23 protein-coding genes are annotated in these 23,677 nt (G+C 63.1%); 13 read left to right on the forward strand and 10 right to left on the reverse strand.

The features are described 5' to 3' along the window. Window positions 1-145 precede the first annotated feature (145 nt). From NKI99_RS26460 to NKI99_RS26480, 5 genes are read right to left on the reverse strand one after another with little or no spacing between them, the layout of a single operon-like run. Entirely contained in the window at window positions 146-919 is a 774-nt protein-coding gene (locus tag NKI99_RS26460) for a LamB/YcsF family protein (protein ID WP_031212611.1), read from the reverse strand. Window positions 920-956: 37 nt separating this feature from the next. After that, entirely contained in the window at window positions 957-1,346 is a 390-nt protein-coding gene (locus NKI99_RS26465) for an acetyl-CoA carboxylase biotin carboxyl carrier protein (protein WP_023809521.1), read from the reverse strand. Continuing rightward, window positions 1,336-2,709 (reverse strand): acetyl-CoA carboxylase biotin carboxylase subunit, encoded by a 1,374-nt coding sequence (gene accC / locus NKI99_RS26470; RefSeq protein WP_023809522.1) that lies wholly within the window; start codon window positions 2,707-2,709, stop codon window positions 1,336-1,338. The genes NKI99_RS26465 and accC overlap by 11 nt, the downstream gene beginning before the upstream one ends. Before the next feature lie 5 nt (window positions 2,710-2,714). Continuing rightward, window positions 2,715-3,164: an acetyl-CoA carboxylase biotin carboxyl carrier protein gene (locus NKI99_RS26475; RefSeq protein ID WP_023809523.1), complete on the reverse strand. Its 450-nt coding sequence runs from the start codon at window positions 3,162-3,164 to the stop codon at window positions 2,715-2,717. Window positions 3,165-3,172: 8 nt separating this feature from the next. Continuing rightward, the gene (locus NKI99_RS26480; protein WP_352442509.1) at window positions 3,173-4,375 is read right to left on the reverse strand and encodes a pyridoxal phosphate-dependent aminotransferase; all 1,203 of its coding nucleotides are present in this window, start codon (window positions 4,373-4,375) and stop codon (window positions 3,173-3,175) included. Window positions 4,376-4,578: 203 nt separating this feature from the next. On the opposite strand from NKI99_RS26480, the gene NKI99_RS26485 reads away from it, so the two are divergent. Together NKI99_RS26485 and NKI99_RS26490 are read left to right on the forward strand one after the other, a co-directional pair. Further along, a complete protein-coding gene (locus tag NKI99_RS26485; RefSeq protein WP_352442508.1) occupies window positions 4,579-5,757 on the forward strand; it encodes an NAD(P)/FAD-dependent oxidoreductase in 1,179 nt (392 codons plus the stop codon). A 106-nt stretch (window positions 5,758-5,863) separates the two neighbouring features. After that, window positions 5,864-6,517, forward strand: a complete 654-nt coding sequence (locus NKI99_RS26490; RefSeq protein WP_023809526.1) for a GntR family transcriptional regulator — start codon at window positions 5,864-5,866, stop codon at window positions 6,515-6,517. Window positions 6,518-6,563: 46 nt separating this feature from the next. Here the strand turns inward: NKI99_RS26490 and NKI99_RS26495 are convergent, their stop codons facing one another. The 5 genes from NKI99_RS26495 to NKI99_RS26515 form a co-directional block, all read right to left on the reverse strand. Further along, window positions 6,564-7,013 (reverse strand): VOC family protein, encoded by a 450-nt coding sequence (locus NKI99_RS26495; protein ID WP_023809527.1) that lies wholly within the window; start codon window positions 7,011-7,013, stop codon window positions 6,564-6,566. 20 nt (window positions 7,014-7,033) lie between these two features. Next, complete coding sequence (locus NKI99_RS26500; RefSeq protein ID WP_023809528.1) at window positions 7,034-7,813, reverse strand: SDR family NAD(P)-dependent oxidoreductase; 780 nt, start codon at window positions 7,811-7,813, stop codon at window positions 7,034-7,036. A 94-nt stretch (window positions 7,814-7,907) separates the two neighbouring features. Further along, on the reverse strand, window positions 7,908-9,386 hold the full coding sequence (locus NKI99_RS26505; RefSeq protein WP_352442507.1) for an aldehyde dehydrogenase: 1,479 nt from the start codon (window positions 9,384-9,386) through the stop codon (window positions 7,908-7,910). An 8-nt stretch (window positions 9,387-9,394) separates the two neighbouring features. Next, window positions 9,395-9,982 carry a thiamine pyrophosphate-dependent enzyme gene (locus NKI99_RS26510; RefSeq protein ID WP_023809529.1) on the reverse strand — a complete coding sequence of 196 codons (588 nt, stop codon included), beginning with the start codon at window positions 9,980-9,982 and terminating at the stop codon, window positions 9,395-9,397. 5 nt (window positions 9,983-9,987) lie between these two features. Further along, on the reverse strand, window positions 9,988-10,560 hold the full coding sequence (locus NKI99_RS26515) for a thiamine pyrophosphate-binding protein (RefSeq protein ID WP_023809530.1): 573 nt from the start codon (window positions 10,558-10,560) through the stop codon (window positions 9,988-9,990). 101 nt (window positions 10,561-10,661) lie between these two features. On the opposite strand from NKI99_RS26515, the gene NKI99_RS26520 reads away from it, so the two are divergent. From NKI99_RS26520 to NKI99_RS26575, 11 genes are all read left to right on the forward strand, one after another. Continuing rightward, on the forward strand, window positions 10,662-11,597 hold the full coding sequence (locus NKI99_RS26520; protein WP_127267891.1) for a LysR family transcriptional regulator: 936 nt from the start codon (window positions 10,662-10,664) through the stop codon (window positions 11,595-11,597). A gap of 105 nt (window positions 11,598-11,702) precedes the next feature. Next, window positions 11,703-12,851 carry an acyl-CoA dehydrogenase family protein gene (locus NKI99_RS26525; protein ID WP_352612682.1) on the forward strand — a complete coding sequence of 383 codons (1,149 nt, stop codon included), beginning with the start codon at window positions 11,703-11,705 and terminating at the stop codon, window positions 12,849-12,851. Between the two features lie 9 nt (window positions 12,852-12,860). Then, window positions 12,861-13,601, forward strand: a complete 741-nt coding sequence (locus NKI99_RS26530) for an NAD(P)H-dependent oxidoreductase (RefSeq protein WP_023809533.1) — start codon at window positions 12,861-12,863, stop codon at window positions 13,599-13,601. Next, a complete protein-coding gene (locus tag NKI99_RS26535) occupies window positions 13,594-14,724 on the forward strand; it encodes a CaiB/BaiF CoA transferase family protein (RefSeq protein ID WP_352442506.1) in 1,131 nt (376 codons plus the stop codon). Before NKI99_RS26530 ends, NKI99_RS26535 begins: the two co-directional genes overlap by 8 nt. A gap of 10 nt (window positions 14,725-14,734) precedes the next feature. Further along, entirely contained in the window at window positions 14,735-15,577 is an 843-nt protein-coding gene (locus NKI99_RS26540) for an HTD2 family dehydratase (protein WP_023809535.1), read from the forward strand. Next, entirely contained in the window at window positions 15,571-16,383 is an 813-nt protein-coding gene (locus NKI99_RS26545; RefSeq protein WP_352612684.1) for an HpcH/HpaI aldolase/citrate lyase family protein, read from the forward strand. Before NKI99_RS26540 ends, NKI99_RS26545 begins: the two co-directional genes overlap by 7 nt. Before the next feature lie 26 nt (window positions 16,384-16,409). After that, a complete protein-coding gene (locus NKI99_RS26550; protein ID WP_023809537.1) occupies window positions 16,410-17,786 on the forward strand; it encodes an MmgE/PrpD family protein in 1,377 nt (458 codons plus the stop codon). 825 nt (window positions 17,787-18,611) lie between these two features. Next, window positions 18,612-19,103, forward strand: a complete 492-nt coding sequence (locus tag NKI99_RS26560) for an alcohol dehydrogenase catalytic domain-containing protein (protein ID WP_023809539.1) — start codon at window positions 18,612-18,614, stop codon at window positions 19,101-19,103. Between the two features lie 937 nt (window positions 19,104-20,040). Continuing rightward, window positions 20,041-21,255, forward strand: a complete 1,215-nt coding sequence (locus NKI99_RS26565) for a glycosyltransferase family protein (RefSeq protein WP_023809540.1) — start codon at window positions 20,041-20,043, stop codon at window positions 21,253-21,255. 1 nt (window position 21,256) lies between these two features. Next, on the forward strand, window positions 21,257-22,501 hold the full coding sequence (locus NKI99_RS26570) for a glycosyltransferase (RefSeq protein WP_352612686.1): 1,245 nt from the start codon (window positions 21,257-21,259) through the stop codon (window positions 22,499-22,501). Then, a complete protein-coding gene (locus NKI99_RS26575; protein ID WP_023809542.1) occupies window positions 22,498-23,649 on the forward strand; it encodes a glycosyltransferase family protein in 1,152 nt (383 codons plus the stop codon). The genes NKI99_RS26570 and NKI99_RS26575 overlap by 4 nt, the downstream gene beginning before the upstream one ends. The last annotated feature ends 28 nt before the right edge of the window (window positions 23,650-23,677 follow it).

The raw sequence follows: 23,677 nt of genomic DNA on the forward strand, positions 1-23,677 counted from the left end.
CCGTGCGGGGGGCGCGGTCTTTTTAAATCCCCCCCCGCCCCCCCCCAACCCCCCCTACCCCCCCGGGCCACGCCCCCTCGTCGGTGGTTGTTCTAAACCCCCCGGGCGGTGCCCTTGGCCCCGGCCCGCGTAACCGTTCGGTCGCTTAGGCCGCGAACGCTCTGACCCTGACGCCGCTTGCCTCAAGCCGTCTCCTGACATGCGCGGCGATGGCGACGGCAGCCGGCGTGTCGCTGTGGACGCAGATCGAATCGATCGGCGTCCGCAGCATCTGCCCGGAAAGCGTCTCGATGGCGCCTTGCTTGACCATTCGGACGACCCGTTCGGCTGCCCTCTCGGCGTCGTGGATGACAGCGCCTTCCAGCTTGCGCGAAACAAGGAAGCCTTCCTCCGTATAGGCGCGGTCGGCGAATATCTCGGACCTGACCGTCAGCCCAGCGTCGCGCGCGATCCTGTCCTGGAAGCCGAGCGCAATGACCAGGCAGATCAGGCCGGGATCGACGGCCTTGACCGCGCGCGTCACCGCTTCGGCGACGCCACGATCGGTCTGGGTAAGATTGCCTAGCGCGCCATGCGCCTTCACATAGTGGATCGGGTGGCCGGCATAGGCGGAAAGCGCCTGCGCCGCGCCGATCTGGTAGGCGACCAGCCTTTCGATCTCATCCATGGAATGCGGAATGATGCGGCGTCCGAACCCCCACAGATCGGCGAAGCTCGGATGCGCGCCAACGGCAACGCCCTTGTCGCGCGCCATCGAGAAGGTGGCAGCCATGATCTCGGGGTCGCCGGCATGAAAGCCGCAGGCGACATTGGCGGAACTGACGATGTCGAGGATCGCCGCATCGTCGCCGAGCCTGTAGGCTCCAAAACCCTCGCCCATGTCGGAATTGATATCGACCTGCAATCCTTGGGCCGCCATGGCGCTTTCCTCAGTGGTTCGAACCATCGCCTTTGCTTCACACCAGCTCGTAGAGCGGCGTGCCGTAGCCGACGACCGCTCCGTCCTCGATCAGCGCCGCGCCCAGCACGCCGTCTACCGGCGCGAGCACGGCCTTCAGGCATGGGCCGACCTGCAGGACGCCGACCGTCTCGCCCTTGCGAACCACCTGGCCAGGGTCGGCAACCGGCCGACCGGTCGTTGGATGATCGAGACGGAACACGCCGACGCCGGGCGCGCGCACGCCTTTGAAGACCGTTTCGGCCTTCGGGGCTTCGGCCGCGGGTGTCGAGGGAACAACGGATTGCATGTGCAGGCGCAACGAAAAGCCGGCCTCCGACACTTCGATCTCGCCGATGCCGGCGCTAACACACCAGCCGGCCAGCCTTTCGAGCTCCTCAACCGTCATCGCCGCCTCGTCCCTGGAGCAGACCGCCTTCAATGAGACGTTCAAGATGATGGATATCGAAGCCGCCGGCGGCAAAGCCGGGCTCCTCCATCAGGAGGCCGTGGAGCGGCGCGTTGGTGGCGATGCCGACAGCCTCCATCTCGCCCAGCGCGCCGCTCATGCGCCGGATCGCCTCGGCCCGCGTCGCGCCATGCGCCAGCAGCTTGGCCACCAGGGAATCGTAGTGCGGCGGCACGGTGTAACCGGAGTAGAGATGCGATTCGACGCGGATTCCCGGGCCGCCGGGCGGCGTCCAGCGCTCGACCCGGCCCGGATGCGGGCGAAAGCTGTAGGGATCTTCAGCGTTGATGCGGCATTCGACGGCGTGGCCCTGGATGCGGATGTCTTCCTGGCTGAACGACAGGGCTTCGCCCCGGGCGATGCGGATCTGCTCGCGCACGATATCGATGCCGGTGACAAGTTCCGTGACGGGATGCTCCACCTGCACGCGGGTGTTCATCTCGATGAAAGAGAAGCGCCCGTCCTCGTAGAGGAATTCGAACGTGCCCGCGCCTGTATAGCCGATGGTTAGGCATGCGTGGGCACACAGCTCGCCGATCTCGGCAATCGCCTCGCGGGCGATGCCGGGCGCCGGCGCCTCCTCAATGATCTTCTGGTGGCGGCGCTGCATGGAGCAATCCCGCTCGCCTAACCACACCGCCTTGCCATGCTTGTCCGCCAGAATCTGAATCTCGATATGGCGCGGGTGCTCAAGGAATTTCTCCAGATAGACTTGCGGGTTGCCGAAGGCCCGGTCCGCCTCTTTCACCGCCATCGAAACGGCTTCCAACAGAGCGCGCTGCTCGCGCACGATGCGCATGCCGCGCCCGCCGCCGCCGCCCGCCGCCTTGACGATGACCGGATAGCCGATGGCCTCGGCAATGGCGCGCACTGCCTGCTCGTCCTGCGGCAGCGCCCCCTCCGACCCTGCAACGCAGGGAACGCCGGCAGCGATCATCGTGCGCTTGGCGGAGACCTTGTCGCCCAAGGTGCGGATCGCCGCGGCCGACGGCCCGATGAAGGCGAGGCCGGCATTTTCGACGGCCTCGGCGAAGGCGGCGTTTTCCGAGAGGAAACCATAGCCCGGATGGATCGCGCCCGCGCCGGTGAGTTGCGCGGCCGCGATGATCTCGGCGATATTGAGATAGCTCTCCGTCGCCGCAGCCGGCCCGATGCAGATCGCCCTGTCCGCCAGCGCGACATGGCGAAGGCTCGCGTCGGCTTCCGAGTGCGCTGCCACCGTCTTCAATCCGAGATCGCGGCAGGCGCGCAGGATGCGCAGCGCGATTTCACCGCGGTTGGCGATAAGGACGGTGTCGAACATCGCCGCTAGCCCAAATCTTCGAGAACGAACAGCACATCGCCGGACTGCACGGCGGCATGGTCGTCCAACGCGATCTGGACGATCCGCCCAGCGCGATCGGATTCCACGACGTTGAACGTCTTCATGGCTTCGAGGACACCGACCTTCTGCCCTTCCACGACCACATCGCCAACCGAAGCGAGCGGCGGTTCGCCTTCGGTGCCGGAACGGTAGAACACGCCGGTCAGCGGCGCGCGGATCGAATGCCGCGCGATGGGCGGAGCTGTCGAAGCCGGATTTGTGAAGACGGCAGGGCCGGCGGCTGACCCCGACTGCGGCGAAGGCTGCGACGCGGATTGCGCCAGCACCCCCTGCCTGGACATGCGGATACGAACGCCATCGCGCTCGATCTCCAACTCGGCAATGGGCGAACGCGAGACAAATTCGATCAGCTTCTGGACGAAGTCGAGATCCATCGCCGGCCCTACCGCAGCGCTTCGACAGCCTCGGCGATACGCCCGATCGCTTTTTCGATCAGGTCCATCGACGTGGCTATGGAAATGCGGAAATGCGGCGACAGGCCGTAGGCAGAGCCCTGCACCACCGCGACCCGCGCCTGATCGAGCAGGTAAAGCGAGAAGTCGTCGTCGCTGCCGATAGGAGTGCCGTCCGGGCGGCGACGACCGATCAGGGCCGAGCAATTGGGATAGAGATAGAAGGCGCCCTCGGGCGTCCGGCAGGTGAGACCGGGAATCGCGCGCAGCAGATCCAAAGCGCGGTCGCGCCGTGCCTGGAATTCGAGCGCCCGAGGGCGAAGAAAGTCCTGAGGACCTTCCAGTGCGGCAATGGTCGCGGCCTGCGAGATGGATGACGGGTTGGACGTGCTTTGGCTCTGCACGGTCGCCATGGCGCGGATCAGCGGTTCCGGCCCGCCGGCATAGCCGATCCGCCAGCCGGTCATGGCATAGGCCTTCGACACCCCGTTCACTGTCAGCGTACGGTCCTTCAGCCTCGGCTCGACGCCGGCGATGGTATGGAAGGTTCGTCCATCGAACAGGATATGCTCGTAGATGTCGTCGGTCAGAACGTGCACATGCGGGTGATCGAGCAACACCCCCGCCAGCCCCGCAAGTTCGTCGCGGCTGTAGACGGCGCCTGTCGGGTTGGAAGGCGTGTTGAGAAGCAGCCATTTGGTGCGCCCGGTGATCGCGGCTCGCAGGGCTTGCGGTGTCAGTTTGAAGCCCTGCGGCTCCGTGCAGGGAACGACCACGGGCTTGCCTTCGCCGAGCAGGACGATGTCGGTGTAGGAAACCCAATAGGGCGCTGGGACAACCACCTCGTCGCCGGGGGCCAGCGTTGCCAGCAGGGCGTTGTAGATGATCTGCTTGGCGCCGCCCGCGACACTGATTTGCGAAGGCTTGTAATCGAGGCCGTTCTCGCGCCTGAATTTTCCGGCCACCGCCTTCTTCAGCGCGGCGGTGCCGTCGACCGCCGTATAGCGCGTCTCCCCCCTGCGCATCGCCTCGTAGGCCGCCTCGACGATGTGCGGTGGCGTTGGAAAATCCGGCTCGCCGGCGCTCAGGCTGATGACGTCGATGCCGGCCGAACGCATTTCGATTGCCCGCGCGGTGACCGCCATGCTGGGGCTTGGCTTGATGACGTCGAGACGGGGAGCGATGAGGCCCACGGGAAATCCTCGGCATGGCTGCCGCGACGTTGCCGGGCAGGTGATATCTGTTACAAATTGGATAATGTATTCTGTTTTTCACGTCAAACCTCTTTTTCTGCATCGAAGACCGGGTTATGTCTCGTTTTGGACGTGGACCGATAGAGGAAGATATCCAATCCTTGTCGCCGCGGATGATATTCGAGATAGGGAACGCGATTGGTATGGGCACAAACTATGATGTGGTGATCGTCGGCGGCGGCGTTGTCGGCAGCTCGATCGCCTACTTTCTGTCAGCCAATCCGGATTTCGATGGCAGGATCGCGGTGATCGAGCGGGACCCGTACTACACGGCGTCCTCGTCTTCCTTGTCGACCAGCGCCATCCGCCAGCAGTTCGGCACGGCGCCCAACATTGCCATGTCGAAGTTCAGCATCGACTTCCTGCGCCAGGTAAAGACGCGGCTTGCCATCGGCGACGAGTTGGCCGACATCGGCCTGCATGAGCCCGGCTACCTCGTGCTGGCGACACCCGAGCGGGCCGACGCGCAGCGTGCCAAGAACCGCGTTCAGCGCGGCATGGGCGTCGACGCCGAACTGATCGAGCAGGCCGATCTGGCGCGACGCTTCCCATGGCTCAACACGGACGATCTCGCCCTTGGCTCGCTCGGCCTTGGCAGCGAAGGCTGGTTCGACGGCCCCGGCCTGATGCAGGCATTCCGCCGCAAGGCACGCACGCAGGGCGTGGACTATCTTGCCGCGACCGTGACCGGACTGACCATGGCGTCTCCCGGCAAGGTTGGCGAAGTGGTTCTGGACAATGGCGACCGGCTTGCCGCCGGCACGGTGATCAACGCGGCCGGGCCATGGAGCGCGGGCATTGCCAGGATGGCCGGCGCCGACCTACCGGTCGTCCCGAGCAAGCGATGCGTCTTCGTCTTCGAAACACCGGCAAGGATCGAGAACTGCCCCTTCATCTTCGACACAAGCGGCCTCTGGCTGCGGCCGGAAGGTCAGCTCTTCCTGTGCGGTATTCCACCGGTACGCGAGAACGACCCGGACGATTTCGGCCTGGATGTGGACTACGACCTGTTCGACGAGTTGATCTGGCCAGCACTCGCCTATCGTGTGCCAGGCTTCGAACAATTGCGCATGCTGCGCGCCTGGGCGGGGCTCTACGAGTACAACACCTTCGACCACAGCGGCATCATCGGCCGGCATCCCGAGATCTCGAACTTCGTCCTGGCCACCGGCTTCAGCGGCCACGGCATGATGCACGCGGCGGCGACCGGGTCGGGCGTCAGCGACCTCATTGCCTACGGCGAGTACCGATCTGTCGACCTCTCGGCCTTCCGCTACGAACGGATCGCTGGCAATCAGCCTATCGAGGAACATGTCTACTGAAGCGAAACGGGCGACATGGCATCGCAGTGACAACGGTGCTATGCGTCCACTTCTTCAATCAAAACGGCGCCAGTCAACAAACACGGCGGCCGCCTCAGGCTGATTCATGCTCGTACAGAAGAAAACCATCTCGACCCAGGTCGCCGATGCCATCAGGCAGAAGATCCTGATCGGCGAATACGAGGCCAACTTTCAGCTGCGGCAGGAGCATCTGGCCACCGAGTTCGGCGTCAGCCGAATTCCGGTGCGAGAGGCGCTGCATCAGCTTCATTCGGAAGGCTTCGTCACGCTGGTTTCCCACAAGGGCGCCGTCGTTACCTCCATTTCCCTGGACGAGATTCTCGAGCTCTACGAATTGCGAGCCCGGATCGAAACATGGCTGCTAGCCCTGGCCATTCCAAGGATGACGGAGGCAGACCTCGCGCTGGCCCGCGAGCGCGCAAAGCAGCACCAGGAGCAGGGCAAGACAGGCGAGTACTCGAACCAGCTCAACTGGAACTTCCACGCCGCGCTCTACGCGCCGTCCGGCCGCAAGGCGACGATCGAACTGGTCGGGCGCATCTACCAGCAGCTGGAACGCTACACGCGCATGATGGTGACGCTCACCGAAATCCAGGCCCAGTCCGACCGCGACCACTGGCAGCTCATCGACCTGTGCGAAGCCAAGGATACGCTGCGCGCCGTCGGCCTTTTGGAAATGCATATCATCACCAGCGGCAAATTCCTGGTCGACCGGCTTGAGGAATTGCGGGGCAGCTGATCAGTCGCCCCGTCTCCTTGTCCAGCCCCAATCCTTCGCGCGAAGATCATTTGCCGGGCAGATTGGTCGCCCGGGTCAGCAGGATCACGCCTGCCTTGTCGGCTGTGTCGTAGTAGGTGAAGCCGGTGCGGTTTTCCCGGCGCCCGCGCATCAGCACGGCAAGTCCGTCGGTTTTCGCCTTGGTTTCGGCTGCGTCCGCATCACGAACCTCGAAGCCGATATGGAAGACACCTTCACCCTTGCTGTCGAGATGAATTCGCTGCGGTGAAGGATCGCCGTTCGGCTGGCACAGCTGCAGCTGAACGTTCGGCAAGTTGCAAATCCGATATTGCATCGCCTTGAAACCCTCGGGGCTTGGGACCTGCAGTTCTTCGTATTCAGCCAGCGGCGGATAGGGCTCCCATGGCCCGATGCCGATGGAGTCGTAGTAGGCCTGCGCCTTGTCGATATCGTGCACGACGATGCAGATGTGATGCAGCTTTTCGAAATTACCCATGTCGTCACTCCCCATTCTTCTCACTCCTTGATCGGGACCGTATAGTTCAGCACGCGGCGCCCCCCGTCGGGGTAGATCGTCTCGCCGGTGATGTAGGAAGCGTCGTCGCTGGCCAGGAACGCCACGACCGAGGCGATCTCGGCTGCCGTGCCGAGGCGCCCGAGCGGTGTACGCGAAAGGACCGCCCGTCTCATTTCTTCCGAATCGATGAATGTCCCGTCCATGACCATGTCCGTGGCGATGGTGCCCGGGCCGACACCGACCACACGGATGCCATGGGGAGCGAAGGCGACGGCCGCGGTGCTGGTGACCTGGTTCATGCCGCCCTTGGAGATCGCGTAGGTGGCGACACGCGGGTTGGCGAGGCCCGAATTGATCGACGACATGTTGATGATGACGCCGCCTCCACCTTGCGCGATCATCTGGCGGGCGGCCGCCTGGGTGCCCATGAACGCGCCCTTCAGATTGACGGCGAGAACCCTGTCGTAGTCCGCCTCTGTGATGTCGAGAAAGTCCTGGACCGGAGCGATGCCGGCATTGTTGACCATGATGTCGACACGGCCGAACTTCGCCACCGCCGCTGCAATCAGCCCATCGATCTGTTCCTTCTTGCTGACATCCGTAACGACCGCCAGGACGCTGTCGGTGGTGCCGATTTCAGCGGCACATTTTTCTAGCTCCACGGCATTGATGTCGCCGAGCACGAGCTTCGCGCCTTCGGCCAAAAAGCGTTCCGCGCAAGCGCGTCCGATGCCGCGCGCCGCGCCTGTGACAACCGCCACCTTGCCTGCCTGTCTCATGTCCAATCCTTCGATCATTTGTAAGTCGGCCACCGTCTCAAGGAGTATGGGCCGAGCTTGGCTACGGATGGGGATTCTCCCACCGAAGCCTAGCCTAGCGGATAACGAAGGGATTGGCGGTCTTGCCGGCGGTGTCTATCCACACCGTCTTGGTCTGCAGATAGGAATTGATGGCATCCTGCCCGCTTTCGCGCCCGATACCGCTCCTCTTGTAGCCGCCGAAGGGCGCCATGTAGGAGACGGCACGGTATGAATTGATCCAGACCATCCCCGCCTCCATTGCGGCCGCGCCGCGCAACGCCCGGCCCATGTCGCTGGTCCATATTCCTGCCGCCAGCCCGTAGGGGCTGTCATTGGCAATGGCGAAAGCCTCTTCCTCGTCGTCGAACGGAATGACCGAAAGGATCGGTCCGAACACCTCTTCGCGCGCGATCCGCATGGTGTTGTTCACGCCAGTGAAGATGGTGGGCTCGACGAACCAGCCCTCGGCCAATTCACCCGAGGCCGGCTTGCCGCCGCCCAGCACGCAAAGCGCACCCTCGCGGCGCGCGATGCCGAGATAGGACAGCACCTTCTCGCGCTGGGCTTGCGTGGTGATCGGCCCGACCTGCGTCTCTTGCAGCGCCGGATTGCCCAGTCGAGCGCTGGCCGCCAGCGTTATGACGCTCTCCACGAACCGGTCGTGGATTTTGCGATGCACCAGCAGCCGCGAACCCGCGATGCAGGTCTGGCCACTGGCGGCGAAGATGCCTGAGATCGCGCCGTTGACCGCGCCCTCGATGTCGGCGTCGTCGAAGACGATGTTGGCCGATTTGCCGCCGAGCTCCAGCGTGACGACTTTTAGCTGTTCGGCAGCCGCTCGATAGACCGCGATCCCGCCAGGCTCACCACCGGTGAAGGCGATCTTGGCGACGTCGGGATGAGAGACGAGTGGCGCGCCGACATCAAGCGGCATGCCGGTAACGGTGTTGACCACGCCGGGCGGGAAGCCTGCCCGCGCAAACAGTTTCACGAACTCCAGCGTCGAGGCCGAGGCGTGTTCCGACGGCTTGATGACGACAGTGTTGCCTGCCGCCAGCAGCGGCGCGAGCTTCCATGTCAGGAGTAAAAGCGGCGAATTCCAGGGCACGATCGCTGCAATGACACCCAGCGGCTCGTGGCGGGTGAACGCGAACATGCCAGCCTTGTCGATCGGCAGCACCGCACCTTCGATCTTGTCGGCAAGACCGCCGAAATAGCGGAACCATTCCGGGATATAGCGCAGCTGTGCCGTCATTTCGGTGAGCAGCTTGCCATTGTCGCGCGTCTCGATGGCGGCAATGCGATCCGCGTTCTCCGCGATCAGCTCAGCCAGCCGCACGAGCAGCTTGCCGCGCGCGGTGGGCGTGATCCCGGCCCACTCCTTCGACCGGAAAGCAGCCTTGGCGGAGGCTACGGCGGCATCCACCTCGGCCTGTCCATCGCGCGGAATCAGCGCCCAGGGCCTGCCGGTGAACGGATCATGGCTCTCGAATGTATCGGCTGTCGATTGCAACCGACCGCCGACCGTGTTCTGGAAACTGACCAGCGCCATATCGGTCCTCAACAGGTGGTAAAGCCCAGATGGGCGCGAAAGCGGTTCTTGACCTCGACCGCGTCGCGCGGCGGCAGCGAGCGCGGCAGGTTCTCGGCGGTGATTTTCAGCACGAAAAGGCGCGGACCGTCGGCCGGATGCCGAAGCTCTTCACACAGCGTGTCGACCTCCTCCAGCGTACGCAGCTCGGCGGTCTTCAAAAAACCGCAAGCGGCCGCGACCTTGTCGAAACCAATGCCCTTGCCGGTATGGCTGGACTGCATGCCGGTCTCGCCGAAATGCTGATTGTCGAGCACGATCAGGTCGAGATTTTTCGGCCGCGCCACCGAGATCGTCGCCAGCGAACCGAACGCCATGAGCTGTTCGCCATCTCCGGTGATCACCATGACCCGCTTCTGCGGCTGGGCCTGGGCAAGCCCCAGGCCGATCAGCGCAGCACCGCCCATGGCGCCCCACAGATAATAGTTGTCGTTGCGGTCACCGGCAGCATGCACGTCGTAGCTCGGCGAGCCGAGACCGGTCACGACCAGGGCTCCGTCGCGGGCGTCAAGCAGCTTCTTCACCGCAACCCGGCGGTCCATCGTCGGTAAATTCATGTCGCTCACCACTTCTTCTTGCCGAGCAGCCGCTGCCCGATCAGCACGGCAATCTGCTGGTCGGCGTCGAAAGCCATCAAGGCTGCCTGCGCCACCGTCTCCACGAGATCGGGACCGGTCTCGGCGCGCAGCACCCTGAGGCCGATCGCCTTCAGCGAGGCCTCCGTCGCCTGCCCCATTGGCACCTGCCACGGATTGAACTCGGCCCACTCGCCTCGCATCGTCACCAGGACGAGCAGGGGAAAGCGCGCCTGCACGGGAAGCGACAGCATGTTGATGCAATTGCCGACGCCTGAGGATTGCATGAGCACGACGCTCCGCTTGCCGCCGAGCCAGGAGCCTGCGGCAATGGCGATGCCCTCCTCCTCCGTCGTCAGCACATTGGTGACAACCTCGGGATCCGTGCTGAAGCGCTCAATCAATGTGGTGTGGCCTGCGTCGGGCACGTAGGACATCTGGCTGATGCCGGCGGCCTTGAGCACGTCATAGACCGGATCCGGCCACTGCTTTTCAGACGCCGCCGGAGCGGCTGCAAGTGCTGCCGCTTGCGGATGTTTTGCTTCTATGCTCGCCGTCACCTTGGACCCCCGGGAATTTGGATTGGAACCAGGTTACCTCGGCTGTCCAATCTAATCTTCGTCCCTTTATTGTGATCAGATATAATGATATTCGATAGCTCATGGAGTTATCGCAGCTACGCACGCTCATCCACGTCGCCGAACTCGGCAGCCTCAGCAAGGCCGCCGACCGGCTGCACATTGCGCAGCCGGCGCTCAGCCGGCAGGTGCGCATGCTGGAGGAGGAATTGGGCTTTGCCCTTTTCCTGCGCCATGGACGCGGCATGGTGCTGTCTGAGCAGGGCAAGGAGGTGCTGGCGCACGCCATGCGCGTGATGGCCGAGATCGACGAGATCCGCGCCACGGCCACGCCCGCCGATGCGCCGCTAACCGGCGAAGTGGCCATCGGCCTGCCGCCCACCGTTGCCGACATTATTTCGCTACCGCTGGCGGCCGCCTTCGGCAAGGCCCATCCCAAGGCCAAGCTCAGGCTTGTCAGTGCCTACACCGGCTATCTGCTGGACTGGATGCACCGCGGCGAGGTGGACGTTGCGGTGCTCTACGACCCGCGGATGGCGCGTTCGCTGCGCTCGCGCCCGCTGCTCCTGGAAAACCTGTTCCTGATCGGACCGCCGGACGCGGGTTTTTCAACCGTGCGCGCCGTATCGTTCGCCTCGCTCGCGGGCAAGCGCCTGCTGCTGCCCAGCATCAAGCACGGGTTGCGCATCATCGTCGAACGCTGCGCCACGGATGCCGGCATCACGCTCGATGTCGGCATCGAAGCGGACTCATACTCCGCGCTGAAGGACCTAGTGCGCAACGGCCATGGCTGGACGATCCTGCCGCTCGCTCCTATCCATGCCGACGTGACCGCCGGGCTGCTCACCGCCGCGCCGTTGATCGATCCGGTGCCCGTGCGCCGCCTGATCCTTGCATACCCGGCGGACCGGCCTGCCTCGCGGCTGGCGCGGTTTGCCGGACAAGCGATCGAGGACATCGCCAAGGATCTTGTCGGGCGGGCCGTCTGGGTTGGCCAGCTTCTCGGTCCTCCGCCATAAGCATTTGAATTTCGTTATATCTGCTCACGCCTGCCTTGCATTGCGGATAGGGCGTCGAGGCGCGATAGTGAGGCCTGCAGCAAGACGAAAAGCCGGACAAACCTCATGGAACACTACCAGGACATTCGCGATGCCGTCGCCAGGTTGTGCGCGCGCTTTCCCGGAGAATACTGGCGCGCACTCGACAGGGACATGACCTACCCCGGTGAATTCGTCGCAGCGCTGACGCAGGCCGGTTGGCTCTCGATCCTGATCCCGGAGGCCTATGATGGCTCGGGCTTGCCGCTTTCGGCCGCCGCTGCCGTGCTGGAGGAAATCCAGCGCGCCGGCTGCAATGGTGGCGCCTGCCATGCCCAGATGTACACGATGGGCACGCTTGTTCGCCACGGCTCGGAAGCCCAGAAGCAGCGATATCTGCCGAAGGTCGCCACAGGAGAATTGCGCCTGCAGGCCTTCGGCGTCACGGAACCGAGCAGCGGCACCGACGCCGGCGCGCTCAAGACTACTGCTCGCCTCGACGGCGATCATTTCGTGGTCAAGGGCCAGAAGATCTGGACCAGCCGTGCCGAGCATTCCGATCTGATGCTGCTGCTGGCGCGGACCACGCCGCTGAAGGACGGCATGAAAAAGACCGACGGCCTCTCCGTCCTCATCGTCGACATGCGCGAAGCCGTCGGCAACGGCCTCACAATCCGGCCGATCCGCACCATGATGAACCATGCCACCACGGAAGTCTTCTTCGACGATCTGCGCGTGCCGGTCGAAAACCTGATCGGCGAAGAGGGAAAGGGATTCCGCTACATCCTCTCGGGCATGAACGCCGAGCGTATCCTGATTGCCGCCGAGTGCATCGGCGATGCGAAATGGTTCATCGAAAAGGCCAGCACCTACGCAAAGGAGCGGCATGTGTTTGGCCGGGCAATCGGCCAGAACCAGGGCATCCAGTTCCCGATCGCAAGGGCCTACGCCAACATGCGCGCAGCTGAATTGATGGTGCGCCAGGCGCTGAGCCTCTACGAGGCCGGCAAGAACCCCGGCGCTGAAGCCAACATGGCCAAGATGCTGGCGGCCGACGCTTCGAACGAAGCCGCCAATGTCTGCATCCAGACTTATGGCGGGTTCGGTTTCGCTGAAGAATACGATGTCGAGCGCAAGTTCCGCGAGACGCGTCTCTATCAGGTCGCGCCGATCTCGACCAACCTCATCCTGTCATACCTTTCCGAGCACGTGCTTGGACTGCCGCGTTCCTACTAGGAGTCGTCCGTGAACGTCCTCATCGTCTACGCCCACCCGGAAGCAAAATCCTTCAACGGCGCCATGAAGGATCTCGCCGTGGAAACCCTGACCCGCGCCGGCCACGACGTGGTTGTCAGCGACCTCTATGCGATGGGCTTCAATCCTGTCGCAGGGCCGGGCGACATATCGGGCGAGCGCAACGATCCAGACTTCTTCAGCCTGCCGCGCGAGCAGACCGCCGCCTACGAGGCCGACGCACTCGCGGCCGACATAAACGCCGAGGTCGAAAAGGTGAAGCGGGCGGATTTCGTGCTGTTCCAGTTCCCGGTCTGGTGGTTCGGAATGCCTGCAATGCTCAAGGGCTGGGCCGATCGCGTCTTCGCGCGCGGTTTCGCCTATATGCCGGGCCGCAAATACGACACCGGCATGTTCAGGGGAAAGCTCGCCATGGTGGCCGCCACCACGGGCACGTCGGCCGACACCTACGCGCCCGATGGCATCGACGGCGACATCCTCACGGTGCTGTGGCCGATCCACAATGGTCTGCTGCGCTATTCCGGCTTCGACGTGCTGCCGCCCTTCGTCGCCTATATGCCGGGCCGTGTCGGCGACGATGGCCGCAAGGCCTATCTGGAAGCCTACCGCAAGAGGCTTGAGGACATTGATGGCACGCCGCATCTGTTCTTCCACGCAGCCGAGGACTACGGCAAGAACGAGCGGCTGAAGCCTGGTGTGCTGGCGCGCTCGGGAGTGCAGCGCAATGTCTGACGGCGCCCGCCCACTGGAGGGCCTGTTTGTCGTTTCGATCGAGCAGGCCGTCGCCGCTCCGCTCTGCACGGTCCGCCTTGCCGATGCCGGCGCACGCGTCGTGAAGATCGAGCGCCCGGAAGGCGAAACCGCGCGTCACTACGATTCCGCAGTGGAGGGCATGTCCGCTTACTTCGTCTGGCTCAACCGCGGCAAGGAGAGCGCGGTGCTCGACCTGAAGACCGAGCACGACCTGGCTCTCCTGCACCGGATGGTCGCGCGCGCCGACGTCCTCGTGCAGAATCTCGTGCCGGGCGCCATCGACAGGCTCGGCCTCTCGGCCGATACAATCGCGAAGGAGTTTCCTCGGCTGATAGCCATCAACATCGTTGGCTACGGGCAGGACACGCCCTACGCGGCCATGCGCGCCTACGACATGCTGGTGCAGGCCGAAAGCGGCATCTGCGCCGTTACCGGCACACCGGACACGCCGAGCAAGGTCGGGGTTTCCGCCGCCGACATCGCCACCGGCATGAATGCCCATGCAGCGATCCTCGAAGCCTTGCTCGCGCGCCAGAAGACTGGGCGCGGTCGCATTGTCGAGATTGCCATGTTCGACGCCATGGCCGATTGGATGACCGTGCCGCTGCTGCACTACGAATATGCGGGCCGTGAGACCCAGAGATATGGCCTGGCGCACGCTTCGATCTACCCCTATCGACCCTATGCCTGTCGGGATGGCAGCGTGGTCGTGTCCATCCAGCAGAACAATGAATGGAAGCGCTTCTGCACGCTCGTGCTGCAAAGGCAGGATCTGTTCGCCGACGAACGCTTCGCCACCAATGCCTGGCGGGTGGCCAATCGCACGGCACTCGACGCCGAGATCGAACCGATCTTCGCGGCAATCGACTGCGAAGTGGCTATAAACCGTCTCAACGAGGCGCAGATCGCCTGGGGCCGGGTGAGCGCAATGAACGACCTGCCGCACCACAAGGCGTTGCGCCGGACAGAGGTGGCGCTGCCGGACGGCAGGCGCATCTCCGTGCCGATGCCGGCAGGGCGGTCGGAGGGGTTCGCAACGGTCCCCAGCGTTCCCGCCCTTGGCGCCGATACGGACCGGATCCGGTCCGAATTCGCCGCCTGACGAGGACCTGATGAGCCTGGACATAACCACGCTGCAGGAATGGGTTGGACGCACACACACGGTCGAGGACATTGTCACCCCGCGCCTGCTGGCCAGCTTTGGCGCCACGCTTGGGGACCACGCGGCGCAGACTGCCGAGGGCGCGGCCCCGCCAGGACTGCACTGGTGCCTGACGCCGGACATTGCCGCCATGCGTGAACTCGGACCTGACGGGCACCCGGCCAAAGGCGGCTTCCTGCCACCGGTGCCGCTTCCGCGCCGCATGTGGGCTGCCAGCGACGTGCGTTTCATGGCGACGATCCGCTCCGGCGACCCCATCCGCCGCCGCTCGACATTGACCGCCATAGAGGAGAAGCATGGCCGCAGCGGCCCCCTCACCTTCGTCACGGTCCGGCACGACATTGCCAACGATTCCGGTCCGGTGATCGAGGAGGACCAGACCATCGTCTATCGCGCCGCCGAAGCTGCTGCGGCGACCCCTGCCCCGCCGGCCAATTCGCCCCTGGCCGCATCGCACGAGCGCACGATCAACGTCGATCCCGTGCTGCTCTTTCGATATTCCGCGCTGACGTTCAACGGGCACCGCATCCACTATGACGCGCCCTACGCCACGACGGTCGAGCACTATTCCGGGCTCGTCATCCATGGCCCGTTGCAGGCGACGCTGCTGATGAACTTCGCCACCGCCATTGCCGGCACGTCGCCGCGCCGTTTCTCGTTCCGCGGCGTGCATCCCGCGACCGGCCCGCAGCGCCTGCTTTTGAGCGCAACATCCCGAGGCCAAGATGGCATGGCCCTCGAGGTACGGTCGGCCGACGGCCATGTGACGGTGAAGGCCACGGCGCAATGGTGAGCTTCGTCACGCCTGTGGTGCCGCTCTTCGTACCCGGCTCGCGGCCGGAGCGCTTTGCCAAGGCCGACAGCAGCGGCGCGGATGCGGTCATTCTCGACCTCGAGGATGCCGTCGCCCCTGGCGACAAGGAGCGCGCCCGGGAAGCAGTCGTTGCCCATGCAGCCGTGCTGACATCCGCGGTCGTGCTTCGCATCAACGCCGTCGGCACACCCTGGCACGAAGTGGATATCGATGCCGTGCGGCGCCTCGACGGCGTCTCCGTCATGCTGCCCAAGGCCGAGCGGCCGGAAGACATTACTGATATGACCAGGCACATGGCACGCAGCGTTTCCGTCATCGCGCTGGTCGAGAGTGCTGTCGGCCTTGCCAATCTGCCGGACATATTGGCCACGCCCGGCGTCGTTGCCGTCGCCTTCGGCTCGGTCGACTTCTCGCTCGATCTCGGTTGCGCGCATGATCGGCTGATCCTGCTTGCGGCTCGCAGCGAAATCGTCTGGCGCTCGCGCGCCGCTGGCCGGGCCGCGCCGATCGACGGCGTAACGACCGACCTGAGCAATCCTGAAATCACGGAGGATGACGCCCGCCACGCCATGAAGATGGGTTTTGGCGGCAAGATGGCCATCCATCCGAGGCAGATCGAGCCGATTCGCAATGGCTTTCGCCCGAGCGAAAATGACATCACATGGGCACGCGACATCATTGGCGCGGCCTCATCAGGCGAAGCCAGCCAGGTGAACGGCGAGATGGTGGATCGGCCGGTCATCGAACGTGCAAGGCAGGTCCTGCGCCGGGCCGCTTTGGTCTAAAGGGCATGCCAGAGGAGGAGCAACAGATGAGCACGGACACCGCCGATTGGCCGACCGCCAGGCTCTGCTCGTTCATCGCCGAACTCGACTTCGAACAGATCCCGCCGCGCGTCGTTCATTTCGCGAAAGGACTGATGATCGACTGGCTCGGCTCGGCGCTGGCCGGCAAGGGTGCGCACCAGGTCGAGATCATCGACGGCTTTGCGCGTGCCATGGGGCCGGCGGACGGCCCAAGCACCATCATCCCGACGCGGCGGCGCACAAGCCCCTATTTCGCGGCGATGGTCAATGCGGCGGCCTCCCATATCGTGGAACAGGACGACGTTCACAACGGCTCGGTCTTTCACCCGGCGGCCGTGATCTTTCCGGCGGTCCTGGCGGTTGCCGAGGCTGAGGGGAAGACCGGCCGCGACGTCCTGACTGCCTGCATCGCCGGCTATGAAGTGGGCATCCGCGTAGGAGAATTCCTCGGACGCTCGCACTACGAGATATTCCACACCACCGGCACCGCTGGCGCTGTCGCCGCGGCCGCGGCGGTCGGCAGATTGATCGGACTGGACGCAGCCGGTCTCAACCATGCTCTCGGCTCCGCCGGCACCCAGGCGGCAGGGCTCTGGGAATTCTTGCGCGATGCCGCCGATTCCAAGCAGCTTCATACGGCGCGAGCCGCCGCCAACGGCCTGTTTTCTGCCTATCTGGCACGCGATGGCTTCAAGGGGGCCGCGCAGATCCTCGAAGGGAAAAAGGGCATGGCTTCAGGCATGTCCAGCGACGCCGATCCGGCCCGCCTGACGGACGGCCTCGGCAGCCGTTGGGCAACCGAGGAGACCTCCTTCAAATGGCACGCCGCCTGCCGGCACACCCATCCGGCCGCTGATGCGCTGCAGCTTCTCATGCGCGGCGAGGGGCTCGGTCCGGACGACATCGCTGATGTGGTAACCCATGTCCATCAGGGAGCCATCGATGTCCTGGGCGCGGTGGTCATTCCACAAACCGTCCACCAGGCGAAGTTCTCCATGGGCACAGTGTTGGGCCTCATCGCCGTCCATGGCGTCGCCGATCTCGACGCGTTCGAACACCAAGCACTTGCCGACACGCGCGTCGCCCGTTTCCGCGCCAAGGTGCGGATGGAGTTCGACGCCGAGATCGACAGACTTTATCCCAAGCAATGGGTCGGCAAGGTGAGCGTCATGACCATTGACGGCCGCAAACTCGATACCCGCGTCGACGAGCCCAAGGGCGACCCCGGCAACACGCTTGCGAAACAGGAACTGGAAGCCAAGGCCATACGCCTTGCCGAATTTCGAGGCGGCGCCACCGCCGACGAGATGCGCGCGTGTATAGCCCGCATCTGGAGACTCGATCAGCCCGGAAGCACGGCGCATATATTTGCTGAGAGTTAGCCCGCTATCGCGCCGAAGGACTGCATCCGCCCGAACGGATGGAGAATTGCCCGCGGCCGGTCGTGCTATGGGGCGTGCGCAGGAGCGACCGCAGTTGACTTCAGAGGCGATGTCAGCTTTCGGGAGATCACCCAGTGTCGAACGGCCGACTTGAAGCGCATTGCTGCCATTTGCGAAGATTGAACAAACGCTACTGAATTTGGGTCGTCAATTGCGAACGAGCGCATAACGGGCAGTTCGATTCCTTTCGCGCCGCCCTGTGTTGTAAAGCAGTTTGACGATAATGGTGGGCCCGGAGGGCATATTAAAATCCTTGGTTCTGTTGAGTTTTTCGTGGGCCAGAATCTGAAAGCTTCCCGTATCGTTTCGTATGCTCCCGCGACCCCAAACTGCCGACCATAGCTGACCTCGTTTTACGAACGTTGGGAGCAGGGTCCAGAACGGCGGAAATGGGGCCGGAACCCGACTGACAGCTTCGCGACTTCGGGATGGCCCTAGCGGACGTTTTACAAGTCTGGCATGTCCCATCGGAGACTCGACGACGTCGCTAGGCGAGAAGCGCCGAAACGCTTGTCCAATTATCCCCGGCCCGTTCCGCTTCGATCGCCTCATCAGGAGGCCTCTGGTCGCGCACCAACTTGACGATCTGTTAGCCATGGCAATTGTCGACTAGTATACTTAGCTGGAGTGTTCATGCTGAGGTTCTTGTCAGCGCGCCGCAGTCGCTAGAAATCCGGCCGGGCGCCATGCCACAGCCCGGCGCCAGCGAAGTGGTCGTTCACGTCAGCCGTGCCGGCATCTGTGGCTCCGACATTCACATCCTGCATGGCTCCAATCCGTTCGCCGTTCTATCCGCGCGTCATCGGCCATGAGTTCGCGGGCACCGTCACCGCGCTCGGACGCCATGTGACCGGCGTTGCCGTGGGAGGAGGCCGCGCGGTGGTCGACCCCGTGGTGTCGTGCGGCCACTGCTATCCCTGCCGGATCGGCCGTTCCAATGTCTGCGCCCACCTCGAAGTGATCGGCGTCCATCGCGACGGCGGTTTCCGTAACTTCGTCGCCGTCCCGGCGCATAATGCCATTCCAATTCCGGCCGACATGCCGTTCAGTCTGGCGGCGCTGGCCGAACCGATTTCGATTGCCGCCAACGTCCTCGACCGCACCGGCTGTGGCTCTGTGATACTGCTGATCAGGGTGCCGGAACCGTCGGCGTCACGGTGCTGCAGGTTGGCAAAATGCATGGTGCCCGCTGCATCGTGGCCGACATCGATGAAGCTCGCCTCGAGCGGGCGCTACGCTTCGGTGCCGACAAGGTGATCCACTCCGTGCGCGATCCCGTGCCGGCTCGCGCCTGAATCGCCGGCTGTTGCCACGCGTCGTCGAATGGCTGGCCGACAAGCGGCTCGATCCGCAAGGCATGATCAAGTAGCCTATAACTCATTGAAATTGCACTAAAATATCCCTATAATCCCAAAAGAGACCGACACCAGAGCCGTCAAAAAATTACGCTTTTGGTTTTAAAGGGAATTCGCCGCAAAGAATTTTCGAGGGTTCACCAACTATCGGGACCAATCGGGCGATTTTTGTACCTCACGACGTTCGACGGCCTGCCCAAGCCGTTTAAAGAAGTACCGTCACCGCTCCAATAAGGCATTGGCATGGGCCATAACGATCGACAAGCAACCGGTGTCGCACACACCCTGCAGCGGGTGGTGTGTTGCGACCGCGCTGGCATCCACTCGATTTTTGCTGAAATTCCGGCTAGCTTGGCGACAGATGGCTCAATTTCTGGTCGGTGAATCACAATGAGACCGCCCGTCAAGAGAATAATGGGCGGCACCTTTGGTCCCGAGGCGAGTGCAATGGCGCACGAATGAGTTCTACAAGAATGCGCCGTGCGACGCCAGCGACCTTGTCCTTTCGTATACCGATCAAGCAATTGGCTATATGGGCAAGATAGGGGAATTTCACCTTTACCAGTCCGGATTGGAATCAAGAGGGATGATTTCTGCCGATTTTTTTGACATCGCTTTCCTCTTCGATCCATCCCACAATATAACAGGAAGTCTCTGCTCACACCCGCGCGGCGATATTCGCCAACCCATCTAGTCTCGGACTCGCGATCAGAAAGCATATCTGAACGGCATTCCATAGAAGCAATATAAAATTGAAAATTGCGGCCAAACCCAGGATGGTTTCGAAGCCGGCGGGCCACTCACGGTGTCAAGGCGAGAATTTTAAGAGACGTTCAAGAATGACCCAGCACGCAGAAAACGCACGAATTCTCATGTACAGCCACGACACGTTCGGGCTCGGCCACTTGCAGCGCTGCCGGACTATTGCGCATTCGCTAGTCGAGGATTTCCGTGGGCTTCAGGTGCTTATCATTTCGGGTGCGACTATCGCTGGCGCCTTCGACTACCGCGCCCGTGTCGACTTCGTGAAGATCCCCAGCGTCATCAAGCTGCGCAACGGCGAATACACCTCGTTGGAAAAGGACATCGATCTGCATGAGACGCTAAGGATGCGTCAGTCGATCATCCGCCACACAGCCGAGACCTTCCGGCCGGATATCTTCATCGTCGACAAGGAACCGCTCGGCCTGCGCGGTGAGATTGAGGACACGCTGTCCTACCTCAAGACGCGGGGCACCACGCTGGTGCTTGGCCTGCGCGAGGTGATGGATGCACCGCATCTGCTCGAAGCAGAGTGGGCGCGCAGGGATGTGATGCGCAAGATAGGCCTGTTCTACGACAAGGTCTGGGCCTATGGCCCGCCGGATTTCTACGATCCGTTGACTGGCTTGGATGTGCCGCCGGCTGTCAGGGCAAAAATGAGATTCGTCGGTTTCCTGCAACGGAGCCTGCAGCGGAACCAGTTGCCCGGCCACCGGCCAGAGGGCGACTATATCCTGGTTACCACCGGTGGCGGCGGCGACGGCGCCGAATTGATTCACGACGTCATCGACGCTTATCAGCAGGATCCGAAATTGCAGCACAAGGCGCTGATCGTGCTTGGGCCTTACATGCCGGCTCGCAAGCGCAACAAGTTGCTGAAGAAGGGGGCCACGATCCCCTACATCAAGATTATCGAGTTCGACAACCGCATGGAAGACCTGATTGCCGGCGCCAAGGCGGTAGTGGCGATGGGCGGTTACAATACTTATTGCGAGATACTATCTTTCGACAAGCCGGCGCTCATCGTGCCGCGCATCGAACCCCGCCAGGAACAACTGATCCGCGCGCGGCGCGCAGCCGAACTGGGCCTCGTCGAAATGCTTTTGCCGGAGGAAGCCAAGGACTCCCAGCGATTTGCCGATGCACTGGTGGCGCTGCCGAATCGGCCTCGTCCATCCCAGAGTAATCCACATCTGACCCTGGAAGGGCTCCCTCATATTTCCGAAATCGTCGCGGAACTGCTCGACCGGCAGGCTGGCCCTCACCTTTCGGTTATTGAAGGCATGAACTGAGTTGCAACATCGCAAGATCGTCGTGGTTCTGAAGGGTTATCCGCGGCTCTCGGAAACCTTCATCGCGCAGGAACTGCTCGGACTGGAGCGTGCGGGGTTCGATCTGATACTCGTCGCGCTCAGGCGGCCGACCGACGCAAAACGCCACCCCGTGCATGACGAGATCAAAGCGCCCGTCCATTATCTGCCGGAATATCTGCATGAAGAGCCGCTGCGCGTGGTTCGCTCGCTTTCTGCTTGTTTGCTGCGGCCGGGCTTCTGGCGTGCACTGGGATCGCTGGCCGTCGATATGCCGCGCGACTTTACGCGCAATCGCGCGCGCCGTTTCGGGCAAGCGCTCGTGCTAGCGGCCGAATGGCCCGAAGACGCGGTATGGCTGCATGCGCATTTCGCGCACACGCCGGCATCGGTGACGCGCTATGCCAGCCAGCTTCTTGGTCTGCCCTGGAGCTGCTCGGCCCATGCCAAGGACATCTGGACTTCGGCGGATTGGGATCTGGCCAGCAAGCTTTCCTCGGCGCGCTGGACGGTAACTTGCACGAAAACCGGCTTCGGCCGTCTGAAAAAACTCGCCGACGGCAACTCGTCAGTGCATTTGAGCTATCATGGGCTCGACCTTGATCGCTTCGGCATTTTCGGCGAGGCACGAAAACAGCATGACGGCTCGGCGCCGGACGAACCGGTTATCGTTCTGAGTGTCGGGCGCGCCGTTGCAAAGAAAGGTTACGACACCTTGCTGGAGGCCCTTGCCCTCTTGCCCGGTGATTTAGCGTGGCGTTTCGAGCATATTGGCGGCGGCGAGGAACTGGAACGGCTCAAGGCGTTGGCGCAAAAGCTCGGACTGGATGGTCGCATCTCTTGGAAAGGCGCGCTCGCGCAGGAAGAGGTGCTTGAGCACTACCGCCGCGCCGATATCTTCGCCCTGGCCTGCAGGATCACCGCAAATGGTGACCGCGATGGTCTGCCGAATGTTCTGGTGGAGGCGGCCAGCCAGCGGCTTGCCTGCGTGTCGACCGATATTTCCGGCGTGCCGGAGCTTTTATCGCCGGATGAAACCGGGCTGCTGGTTCCGACGGAAAACCCAATTGCCCTGGCACAGGCGCTGGAGCGGCTGATCCGTGATCCCGTGCTGCGTGCCCGCCTCGGCGACACCGCAGAGGCGCGCGTGCGCGGCAATTTCGATCACATAGCAAGCATTGGACAGCTCAAGGAGCTGTTCGAACGGGAGTGGCGGGCCGCCGAATGAAGCGGCTGCGCGCGTTCTTCTATGTCCAGCACCTGCTCGGCATCGGCCATCTCGCGCGCTCCAGCCGCGTCGCGGCGGCTCTGGTCGATGACGGGTTTGACGTAACCATCGTCACTGGCGGAGCGCCGGTCGCGGGGTTTCCGGGATTGGGGGCAATATCTGTAACCCTGCCATCTGTCACCTCCGGTGATGAAGGATTTTCCGGTCTTGTCGACCTGCAGGGCAAGCCCATCGACGATGATTTCAAGAAACGGCGTTCAGAGATGCTGCTGCAGGCATTCCGGGATTGCAGGCCTGATATCGTCATTGTCGAGGCGTTTCCATTTGGGCGCCGGCAGATGCGTTTCGAACTCTTGCCGCTGATCGAGGCCATCGACGCGGCGTCGCCCAGACCGCTGCTGGTGACGTCAGTCCGTGATATCCTTCAGGAGCGCGTCAAGCCGGGCCGAAACGAGGAAACGGTCGATCTCGTTAACAGGCATTTTGACCTTGTCATGGTCCATGGCGATCCGGCTTTCGCAACCATCGACAAGACATTTCCACTGGCGGGAGCGATCAGGGCCGAGGTTGCGTACACGGGGCTCGTTGCCGCGCCACCAGCGCCCGCGGCCTCCGAGCGTTTCGACGTTGTGGTGTCGGTTGGCGGCGGGGCCGCCGGAAAGAGCCTTGTCCGGTCCACCATCGCATTAGCGCGGAATGCCGACAACGCCTGGAAATGGTGTCTGATCACCGGCCCAAACCTGCCGAAGGACGAATTTGACGCGATTACACGCGATGCGACGCCGCGCCTGTCCATCTTCCGGTTTCGCGAGGATTTCGCCAGCTTGCTGACCGGCGCCCGCCTGTCGGTCTCGCAGGCGGGTTACAACACTGTCTGCGATGTCCTGCGCGCGCGCTGTCGCTCGCTGCTCGTTCCCTTTGCAGCCGGCGGGGAAACGGAACAGACGGTTCGAGCCCTTATGCTCGAAGAGCTCGGCCTTGCAACGGTGCGGATGGAAAAGGACCTGACGCCTGAGTGTCTGGCGCAAGCGATCGAACAGGCGCTTGCGGGACCGGCGCCAGCGGCGCATCGTCTCGATCTGGAAGGCGCCCGTCACTCTGCGCAAATCCTGCGCGAGCGGCAACGAACCTGGTCCTCGAAATCCTAACGCAGGTCGCATCTCGTTGGATTCGCGA

It is taken from the genome of Mesorhizobium sp. M0239 (genome assembly GCF_040321815.1).
Classification (GTDB): domain Bacteria; phylum Pseudomonadota; class Alphaproteobacteria; order Rhizobiales; family Rhizobiaceae; genus Mesorhizobium.